Raw genomic sequence first — 7,338 nt, 5'->3', positions numbered from 1 at the left:
CAATTGGGTCTTTCCAAGACACACAGGAGATTTTTCTATGTTTAGAATTTATGCAGACGAAAACAATCGTCCAGCAAAATACTCCAAAACCAATAAACCTTACAAACCAAAACACTACTTACCAGTCTCTTTAGATGGTATAGAAGAAGGTGATTTTACTTTAGTATTTGGGTTTCCTGGTAGAACAAACGAATACCTCCCTGCTGTTGCAATAGAACACATAACCAAAGAGTTTAATCCAAGTAATATTGCCATTCGTGAAGCGGCATTAAAAGTCATTGATGCTAAAATGAAAACTAGCGATGCAGTAAGAATTAAGTACGCTTCTAAACAAGCTAGAATTGCAAATGCATGGAAAAAATGGATAGGAGAAAATCTAGGTATTGAAAAAAGTAATGCTGTTGCCAAAAGAAAAGCATTTGAAGCAGAGTACACAAAAGCACTAAAAACAAAAGGCTTAGAATCTAAATACGGTAATATATTACCAGAATTTGATAAATTATATAAAGATTTTGCCGATATAAATATTAAAAGAAGAAACTTTATAGAGGTCTTTTTAGTGACAAATGAGTTAATGCAAATGACGTTTAGAGCCTTCCAAATGGAAATGGCGACTAATGCAAATATTCAAAATTTTGAAAATGCTAAGGCTTCTTTAATTTCAAGATTAAAAGGTATTCATAAAAATTATGATGTACAGGTAGATAGAGAGGTATATAAAGCAGTAATGCCTTTTTACACAAATACTGTAGATGCCTCTATTTATGAAAATACTGCATTTACTAACTTAGAATCTGCATTAAAATTATTAGAAGGTAAACCTAAAGACGTTTTAAAACGCCTTAATAAAGATGCAGCTTATAAATATGCAAAACCTTTAATGGAAGCATTTATGAACAAAATAGATGCAGAGTTTCAACAGAAAAATGCACCCATCACTGCACTTCAAAAACAATATATGAAAGCCTTAATGGAAGCTTTACCAGATGCACGTTATTTTCCAGATGCTAACAGTACATTACGTGTTACTTACGGGCAAGTTAAAGGCTATTCGCCAAGAGATGCTGTGTACTACCAACCTGTAAGCTACTTAGATGGTATTATGGAAAAGTACATTGCTGGCGATTATGAATTTGATGTTCCTGCTAAATTACGTGATTTATATGCCACTAAAGACTATGGCCAATATGCAGATGCTAACGGAAAAGTACCAGTATGTTTTATAGGAACAAACCATACTACAGGTGGAAACTCTGGAAGCCCAGCTATTGATGCTGAAGGAAATTTAATAGGTTTAAATTTCGATCGTGTATGGGAAGGTACTATGAGCGATATGAATTACGACCCAGAGATTTGCCGAAACATTATGGTAGATTTGCGTTACGTACTATTCATTATAGACAAATACGCTGGAGCTACACATTTAATTGATGAAATGAAATTAGTACACCCTAAGAAAAAATAGTATCGTTCCTTCGCAGGCAGGAATCTCATTAAGTATTATTACAATATTTTTATATTTAAAAGAAGCCTTTATGAACAGTAAAGGTTTTTCTTTGTAATTTAACTTACTTAGGGTTTTTAACAACTCTATAACCGTTTTCTTCTGATTCATATTCTCCAAATTCATCTAGATTTACATAGCCTTCAAATTCGTTGGAGTAATTACCTAAATGTTTTAGCCTTAGTTTAGTTTTAAAATTCCCTGAATACTTATATACTGAAGATACGCAGATATTATTTGGTTTTAAAATATGAGTGTAAATCCCTGTTCCGCAAAAATAGCTCCATTGCTTTTCTACTGGCTTCCACTCTCCTTTTCTATTTTTAGCTTCTAAATGAAGATATAGAATACTTCCTAGACCTACAGCATAATTTTTATACGATGAGTTATAAATAAAAATAGGGTGCGATTTACTATCTGAGTCTCTTTCTGAATACTTATATATAACTTGAGTAGTGTCTACTATAATTTTTAAACCTTCCTTTTCAGACCTATTCACATTAAAAGCTAATGCACTAGATTCTGCATGATGGGTATTATATTTAATTTCTGGGATTAATGGCCCTATGTAGCCTACAGTATATTTAACTCTAGTTAAAGTATGATTTTCATTTCCTAAATTAACCGTACTATATACTTTCTTTATTTGTGGTAAAGACTCATAAAATATTCTTTCCTGAGACTCTTGAACAGAAGTCGTAAATACAACTAAAAAAACAATTAAAATGATAGACCCAATATTTAAAAAGCTGAAATTTTTCATGATAGAGAATCATCAAAAAGCATTCCAGTAATTTTTAAACAATTTCTAAACGTTGTAGCAACTCTTGCTTATAAGTTCTACCTATAGGCAATCTATTTGTTTGTATATATAATTCGTTTCCTGCTATTTTGTCTACACACTTACTATTAATAATGTACGACTTATGTATTTGTATAAATTCTTGTTCTGGCAGTTTCTCTTTCCAATTTTTAAGCGAATCGATATACGATAGTTTTTGTGTTTTAGTAACAACAGTAATATAGTTTCTATCAGACTCTAAATATAGAATATCCTGTAATACAATTTTATATAAGGTTTTATCTACATTTAAAAAAATGGCTTCTTTTTTTTCTGTAGTAGAACGCTCTGGTTTTATAATTCTTTCTTTTACTTTATTAACTCCTTTAATAAATCTATCAAAAGAAAATGGTTTTACTAAATAATCTACAATAGTATCCAATTCAAAACTAGATACCGCATAATCAGGATATGCCGTTGTCATTATTATAGCTGGTGGGTTTTTAATTGTTTTTATAAAATCTATTCCAGTTATATCGGGTAGGTTAATATCTAAAAACACAAAATCAACTGTTTCTATATTTAAAAAAGCATTAGCTTCTATTGCTGCCTTAAAAACACCTTTTAATTCTACATTAGGTAGTTTACTCAAATAGTTTTTTAAAATATTCTGAGCAGGAATTTCATCTTCTATTATTATACAAGTCATAGATTTTCTTATAAATTTTGAGATCAAAAAATACTTAATTCAATATGTAAACTTAAAACTCTAAATTACTTCTCGATACAATTTTCTATAGAAAATTACTCGAAGTGACTTATTCTATTTTAAATTCAGTTTTAAGGTGACTACAAATTGTTCTCCTTTAACAATAGTAAACTCATACCTACTATTATACATTAATTGCAATCGCTTTTCTAAGTTTTGCAATCCAATATTAAAGTCTTCGGTTGTAACACTATCTTTTTTATAATCGTTAGAGCAAGTACAAACTAAAACAGCATCTTGTTCTTTAATAGAAATAGAAATATCACTATTTAAAGTACTATGCTTAAAAGCATTTTCAATAATAGTAATGAGTAATAAAGGCGCAATAACGTTATGTTTAGATTCTATTTCGGTTGCATAAAAAATCTGTTTTACACCTTCGGTTCGTAATTTCTGAAACTTGATATAATTATCTAGAAACTGAAGTTCTTTTTCTAACGAAATAGTTTCGGCATTACTTTCGTACAATACGTGTTTTAAATTATCCGATAGCATTAAAATAAGATCAGGCACCTCGTTTGGTTTTTCTATGGCATACGAGTAAATGGTATTTAAATTATTAAATAAAACATGCGGATTTATTTGAGATTTTAAAAACTTAAGCTCCATTTCGGTATGTTCTTTCTTAATACGTTCTACTTCTTCTTGCTTATCTATAAAGCGGTACAATACCCAAACAAAAGAGAAAAATATTAAAGGCACCAATGTTTGCCATAAGTAATCACTTAAACACTTCATGATAGAACAACCACATTGCGCAAAAACATTACAATACAATTGTGTTGCAAAAAAAGAAATAGCAGCAAATACAAATATATAAAGAGCATAGAGACGCTTCTTAACAAAAAATGGTAGTAACACCAAGTTATTTACATACACAATAACTACTAAAATAGATGCATATTGCAAAAACGGATTTTCTCTCCAGTAATATTTAGAAAACAGAAACAAAGACACAATAACAAAAAGTGCCCAAAACAAAAGGTGCACCAAAATTTGTGAAGTATGTTTTTTAAAAAAAGTCATATTATAAAACCCGAAAATAGCAAGAAGTACTTAAACCTTCAAAATTAATGTATAAAACCACTAGTTAAGTATACAAACAGCATATAAAATAAAAACGCCATCAAATATTACATTAATAATAACGAAATATTAAAAAAACTTATATTTGCACAGAATTTAGAATTCATTTTATGAGCAAATTAGTAGTAGTTGGTACAGTAGCGTTTGATGCTATTGAAACCCCTTTTGGCAAAACAGATAAAATACTTGGTGGTGCAGCCACTTATATTGGTTTATCTGCATCTAATTTTAATGTAGATGCAGCATTAGTTTCTGTTGTAGGTGGAGATTTCCCACAAGAGCATTTAGACCTTTTAACAAATAAAAACTTAGATATTTCTGGAGTAGAAATTGTAAAAGAAGGAAAAACCTTTTTTTGGAGTGGTAAATACCATAACGATATGAACTCTCGCGATACATTAGTTACAGAACTTAATGTATTAGAACACTTTAACCCAGTAGTTCCAGATAGCTATAAAGATGCAGAGATAGTAATGCTAGGAAACTTACACCCAATAGTACAGCAAGGTGTATTAGACCAAATGAATACAAAGCCAAAATTAGCAATTTTGGATACTATGAATTTTTGGATGGATATTGCATTAGACGATTTATTAAATGTTATTAAAAACGTAGATGTAATTACTATAAACGATGAAGAAGCTAGACAATTAACTGGAGAATATTCTTTAGTAGTGGCTGCACGTAAAATTCATACTATGGGACCTAAGTATGTTGTGATTAAAAAAGGAGAACATGGTGCTTTATTATTTCATGATGATAATGTATTCTATGCACCAGCCTTACCTTTAGAAGAGGTATTTGATCCTACGGGAGCTGGCGACACTTTTGCAGGAGGTTTTGCAGGTTATATTGCAAAAACAGGAGACATCTCTTTTGAAAACATGAAAAATGCAGTAATCTATGGCTCAACATTAGCATCCTTTTGCGTTGAAAAATTTGGAACAGAGCGTATGGAAAGCTTAACTAAAGACGAAGTTTATAAACGTCTACAACAATTTAAGGATTTAACACAATTCGATATTAAATTAACATAAACTAACGCGCTCAAAATTTGAGCGCGTTTTTTATTAAATATATATTTGCCTTTTCTGTAAAACAGAATTAATAAAAATACAACGACTACAACAACTAAACAATGAGTGACATTTTAAAGCATGAGTGCGGTATTGCAATGGTTAGACTACTAAAGCCATTAGAATTCTATAAAGAAAAATACGGAAGCGCTTTTTATGGGGTAAACAAAATGTATCTATTAATGGAAAAACAGCACAATCGAGGACAAGATGGAGCTGGTTTTGCAAGTATAAAATTAGATACAAAACCAGGAGAACGTTATATAAGTAGAGTTCGTTCTATACAACAACAACCAATACAAGACATTTTTGCTCAAATTAACGAGCGAATAAATAAAGAGCTTACAGATCACCCAGAATATAATGATGATGTAGCGTTACAAAAAAAGAACATTCCGTACATAGGAGAGGTTTTTTTAGGTCACGTACGTTATGGAACTTTTGGAAAAAATAGTGTAGAAAGTGTACATCCATTTTTAAGACAAAATAATTGGATGCACAGAAACCTTATTATGGCAGGAAACTTTAACATGACCAATGTTAAAGAGCTATTTAAAAACTTAATAGATTTAGGACAACACCCAAAAGAGTATACCGACACCATTACTATAATGGAAAAAATTGGTCACTTCTTAGACGATTCTGTAAGTAAAATCTATAAAAAACTAAAAAAAGAAGGTTACAATAAAAACGAATGCTCTCCATTAATTGCAGAACGTTTAAATGTTGCTAAAATATTAAAGCGTGCCGCTAAAAACTGGGATGGTGGTTATGCAATGGCTGGTTTACTGGGACATGGTGATTCTTTTGTACTACGTGATCCAGCAGGAATTCGCCCAGCTTATTATTATAAAGATGATGAAGTAGTTGTAATTGCATCAGAACGCCCCGTAATACAAACGGTTTTTAATGTAGAATTTAATGATGTTAAAGAACTAGATCCAGGCCATGCGATCATAACAAAAAAATCTGGAGAAGTCTCTATTAAGAAAATACTAGAACCTTTAGAGCGTAAAGCCTGTTCTTTTGAACGTATTTATTTTTCTCGTGGAAGTGATGCAGAAATTTACCAAGAACGAAAAGAACTAGGGAAATTATTAATGCCACAAGTTTTAAAATCTATTAATAACGATACTAAAAACACTGTTTTTTCATACATACCTAATACAGCCGAAACATCTTTCTTTGGAATGATAGAAACTGTAGAAGCTCACCTTAATGAGAAAAAAACACAAGCCATTTTAGATGGTAAAGGAGGCTTGAGTGCCGAAACCGTTATTGATATTTTATCTGAAAGACCACGTATTGAAAAAATAGCCATTAAAGATGCTAAACTAAGAACTTTTATTACAGAAGATAGCAGTCGTGACGATTTAGTTGCCCACGTATACGATGTTACCTACGGCGTTATTAAACCTACAGACAATTTAGTAATAATAGACGATAGTATTGTTCGTGGCACCACGCTTAAAAAGAGTATTATTAAAATGATGGATAGACTACACCCTAAAAAAATTGTAGTTGTCTCCTCTGCTCCGCAAATTCGTTATCCAGATTGCTATGGTATAGATATGGCTAACTTAGAAACTTTAGTCGCCTTCAATGCGGCATTAGCATTATTAAAAGATAATAATAAATATAACCTTGTTGAAGAAGTCTATAAAAAGTGTAAAGCACAGATAGATTTAGAAGACAAAGATGTTAAAAACTTTGTAAAAGAGATTTACGACCAATTTACACCAGAACAAATTTCTAAAAAAATTGCTGTATTATTAAGCGATGAAACGGTTAATGCAGAAGTAGATATTATTTTCCAACCTGTAGAAAACCTACATAAAGCTTGTCCAGATAATTTAGGAGACTGGTACTTTACAGGAGATTACCCTACTGTTGGAGGTAATAGAGTTGTAAACAGAGCTTTTATAAATTTTTACGAAGGCAACAAAGAAAGAGCCTATTAAAAATTAAACAATAACATATAGTACTTATAATAATTAAAAAGCTGAATTAATCAATTCAGCTTTTTTTATACCTCACTAAAAAACAACACTATACATAGTATTATATTTTACTATTAAAAATAGTCAAGTATTTTAACCTTATTTAAACAATAAATGTAGCG

General features: G+C 30.8%; 6 protein-coding genes. 3 read left to right on the top strand and 3 right to left on the bottom strand.

The window, feature by feature from the left end; genetic code table 11:
• Nucleotides 1-1,465: S46 family peptidase (locus ACVC2P_RS05335; protein ID WP_452597440.1), on the top strand; the 1,465-nt coding region annotated here is incomplete at its 5' end.
• Between the two features lie 103 nt (nucleotides 1,466-1,568).
• On the opposite strand, the gene ACVC2P_RS05330 is transcribed toward ACVC2P_RS05335, so the two are convergent.
• From ACVC2P_RS05330 to ACVC2P_RS05320, 3 genes are all read right to left on the bottom strand, one after another.
• Nucleotides 1,569-2,267: a hypothetical protein gene (locus ACVC2P_RS05330; protein WP_452597439.1), complete on the bottom strand. Its 699-nt coding sequence runs from the start codon at nucleotides 2,265-2,267 to the stop codon at nucleotides 1,569-1,571.
• A gap of 34 nt (nucleotides 2,268-2,301) precedes the next feature.
• The gene (locus tag ACVC2P_RS05325; RefSeq protein ID WP_452597438.1) at nucleotides 2,302-2,994 is read right to left on the bottom strand and encodes a LytR/AlgR family response regulator transcription factor; all 693 of its coding nucleotides are present in this window, start codon (nucleotides 2,992-2,994) and stop codon (nucleotides 2,302-2,304) included.
• Nucleotides 2,995-3,108: 114 nt separating this feature from the next.
• Nucleotides 3,109-4,044, bottom strand: a complete 936-nt coding sequence (locus ACVC2P_RS05320) for a sensor histidine kinase (RefSeq protein WP_452597441.1) — start codon at nucleotides 4,042-4,044, stop codon at nucleotides 3,109-3,111.
• A 206-nt stretch (nucleotides 4,045-4,250) separates the two neighbouring features.
• Here ACVC2P_RS05320 and ACVC2P_RS05315 point away from each other — a divergent pair, with 206 nt between their 5' ends.
• Both ACVC2P_RS05315 and ACVC2P_RS05310 read left to right on the top strand, forming a co-directional pair.
• Nucleotides 4,251-5,177, top strand: a complete 927-nt coding sequence (locus ACVC2P_RS05315) for a PfkB family carbohydrate kinase (protein WP_452597437.1) — start codon at nucleotides 4,251-4,253, stop codon at nucleotides 5,175-5,177.
• Between the two features lie 101 nt (nucleotides 5,178-5,278).
• On the top strand, nucleotides 5,279-7,177 hold the full coding sequence (locus ACVC2P_RS05310; protein ID WP_452597436.1) for an amidophosphoribosyltransferase: 1,899 nt from the start codon (nucleotides 5,279-5,281) through the stop codon (nucleotides 7,175-7,177).
• Nucleotides 7,178-7,338 lie beyond the last annotated feature (161 nt).

This window comes from Pontimicrobium sp. MEBiC01747 (genome assembly GCF_053601635.1).
Note: the sequence above shows the minus strand (reverse complement) of the source record. Positions and strands in the feature narration are given on the sequence as shown.